This is a genomic window from Actinomycetes bacterium (assembly GCA_035506535.1).
Classification (GTDB): Bacteria; Actinomycetota; Actinomycetes; order DATJPE01; family DATJPE01; genus DATJPE01.
In genome coordinates, this window is the sequence record DATJPE010000045.1 from 1 (window position 1) to 3,017 (window position 3,017).

At 69.1% G+C, this 3,017-nt stretch carries 2 protein-coding genes; both read left to right on the forward strand.

Annotated features, from left to right (window positions below; translation table 11 throughout):
* Window positions 1-163 precede the first annotated feature (163 nt).
* Window positions 164-1,501 (forward strand): DNA mismatch repair protein MutS, encoded by a 1,338-nt coding sequence (locus VMI11_07190; GenBank protein ID HTY72197.1) that lies wholly within the window; start codon window positions 164-166, stop codon window positions 1,499-1,501.
* A complete protein-coding gene (locus tag VMI11_07195) occupies window positions 1,498-2,997 on the forward strand; it encodes a DNA mismatch repair protein MutS (GenBank protein ID HTY72198.1) in 1,500 nt (499 codons plus the stop codon). Before VMI11_07190 ends, VMI11_07195 begins: the two co-directional genes overlap by 4 nt.
* Window positions 2,998-3,017: the final 20 nt, after the last annotated feature.

The following is a 3,017-nucleotide window of genomic DNA, read 5'->3' on the forward strand; positions in this document are numbered from 1 at the left end:
CGGCGCGGCGCCCGGCGCGGCGCCGGCCGACAGCGACGTGCTGCGGGACCTGAACCTCGACCAGGTCTTCACGGCGGCGGCGGCCGAGTCCGAAGATCACGACGTTGCCGCGTACTTCGGCGCTCCGGTGGTGGACCTCGACGCCGTCACCTACCGGCAGGAGGTGCTGCGCGACCTCGAGGAACCGGCGGCCATGGAGGCGGTCGACGGCTTCGCCGAAGGCATGCACCGCATGCGGGCCCTCAGGGACCTGGCAGCGAAACTCGAGTGTCCGCCGGAGCAGGAGCGCCGTCTGCTCGGCGCCGCGCACGCATACTGCGAGGCCGTGCGCGGCCTCGCGGGCGGACTCGCGAACCTCGAACTGCGCTCGCGTGGCATGCTGGCGCTGCGGGCATTCCTCGTGGAGTACCTGAGTAGCCCGGCGTTCCGCGACCTCGCGTCCGAGCTGGGCGCTGTCCTGGCCGCCCTGGACACAGTCCGCTACAGCGTCATGATCGACGGCCTCACCGTCGCGGTTCGCCCTTACGCCGGCGAGCCGGACTACAGCGCTGAGGTCGAGGCGACCTTCGCGAAGTTCCGGCGAGCCCCCGCCCGGGACTACCGGGTCAAGCTCGTGGACGCCGGCCGCCTGAACCACGTGGAGACGCAGATCCTCGAGCGCGTGGTCCGCCTCAACCCGGAGCCCTTCTCAGCGCTCACGGCCTTCTGCGCGGCGCATGAGGCCTACCTCGACGAACGTGTGGTCCGGTTCGACCGGGAAGTGCAGTTCTACGTCGCCTACCTCCGCGTCATCGCTCCTCTCCGGGCGGCCGGATTGCCCTTCTGCTATCCCCTGGTGTCTCCGGGCCCGCGGGCGACCGCAGTACGCGACGCCTTCGACCTCGCGCTCGCCGTCGCCCTCTTGGCCCGGAACGAGACGCCGGTACGCAACGACCTGACCCTGGGCACCGGCGAACGAATCGTGGTCGTGACCGGTCCAAACCACGGAGGGAAGACCACGTTCGCCCGGATGATCGGACAACTGCACTACCTCGCCGGGCTCGGCCTTTCCGTCCCCGGGACCGAGGCGCGGCTCGGCCTCGTCGACCGTGTGTTCGTGCATTTCGAGCGCGTCGAAGATATCCGCAACCTCCGGGGCAAGCTCTACGACGACCTCGTCAGGATCCGGCGGATTCTCGACACCGCAACGGAAGACAGCCTCGTCATCCTGAACGAGGTTTTCGCGTCCACGACGGTCGCCGACGCGATCGAACTCAGCCGCAAAGTGCTGGCCCGGATTTCAAGGCGGGGCTGTCTCGCCTTCTGCGTCACCTTCCTCGACGAGCTGGCGAGCTTCGACGAGAAGACCGTCAGCGTGGTGGGGAGCGTCGATACGGCGGACCCGTCCAGGCGGACGTTCAAGTTCGAGCGCCGGCCCGCAGACGGATTGGCCTATGCCCTCGCCATCGCGGAGAAGTACCGTGTGACGCAGGACTGGCTGCTGCGGAGGATCCGACCGTGAGGGCCAGGCTCATGGCCCCGGACAGGGATTTCGATCCCGGCGGCGACCCGCCCGCCCACGCGACCGACCTCATTCAAGACCTCGAGCTCGAGACCGTCCTGGCCGCGATGGCCGCGGGCGACCGCTACCTCTGGGATGTCGCCCGAGCGGCACTGGTGCGGGGCCCAGAAAGCGGCAGCGCGGCCGTCATCCACCGCCAGGATGTTCTCAAGGACAGCCTGGCCAACGCCGGAGTGGTGCGAGCGCTCTACGGACTGGCCGCCGACACCGTCGAGCGGGAGCGGCGGCTATTCTGGGCGTTCAACAGCCGCCAGGCCAGCACCATCTTGTACGGGGCGGTGGAGCAACTGGACATGCTGCGCGACGCCCTGAAGCGGTTGCGCGACCTCGCCGACCAGCACGGTCATGCGTTCTCGTCGCAGGGCTTCACGGCACTGTTCCGGACCCTGAAGCGCGAGTTGGACGACGAGTACCTGGCCCTCCTGCGGAATCACTTGGCCCGGCTCCGGTTTCGATCGGGCGTGCTCCTCGGGGCAGGGCTTGGGGACGGCAACCAGGGGACGGACTACAGCCTGCTCCGGACGACCGGCGCAAGCCGCACCTGGCTCCAGCGCCTTCTCCGCAAGGTTCCAGTCGGCCTCACGTTCGCCATCGCGGAACGGGACGAGGCCGGTGCGCGTGCTCTCTCCGCCCTGCGAGACCGGGGGCTCAACCTGGTGGCGAACGCTGCCGCCCAGTCGGCAGAGCACTTGCTCGGCTTCTTCAGGCTGCTGCGCGCCGAGTTGGCCTTCTACGTAGGCTGTCTCAATCTGCACGACGCCCTGTCGCGCGTGGGCGCGCCGACGACGTTCCCCGTCCCGGGGCCTCCGGACGCGCGCGCCCTCCGGTTCACGGAGCTGTACGACGTCGCCCTGGCGCTCACCACCGGACGGCGGCCCGTGGGCAACACCCTGGACGCTGGAGGCGCGAGGCTGGTCGTCATCACCGGCGCCAACCAGGGCGGCAAGTCCACGTTTCTGCGCAGCCTGGGCCTGGCCCAGCTCATGATGCAGGCCGGAATGTTCGTCGGAGCCGAGTCCTTCGTCGGCGCGCTCTCGACGGGCCTGTTCACGCACTACCGGCGCGAGGAGGACCCGTCTATGCAGCAGGGCAAGCTGGACGAGGAACTCGGCCGGATGAGCGCCATCGCCGAGGACGTGCGCGCCGACGCGGTGATCTTGTTCAGCGAGTCCTTCGCGGCGACGAACGACCGCGAAGGATCGGAGATCGCGCGCCAGGTCGTCGCGGCGCTTCTGGCCAGGCGGGTCCGTGTCTTGATGGTGACGCACCTGTTCGAGTTCGCCCAGCGGCTCGCCCCGCGCGCTGAAGGCGACACCATCTTCCTGCGCGCTGAGCGGCTTGAGGACGGGACACGGACGTTCAGGATGATTCCGGGCGCGCCGCTCGAGACGAGCTTCGCGGAGGACGTGTACCGCGAGGTGTTCGGCGATGATTGAGGAGTACGCCGCACTGAAGC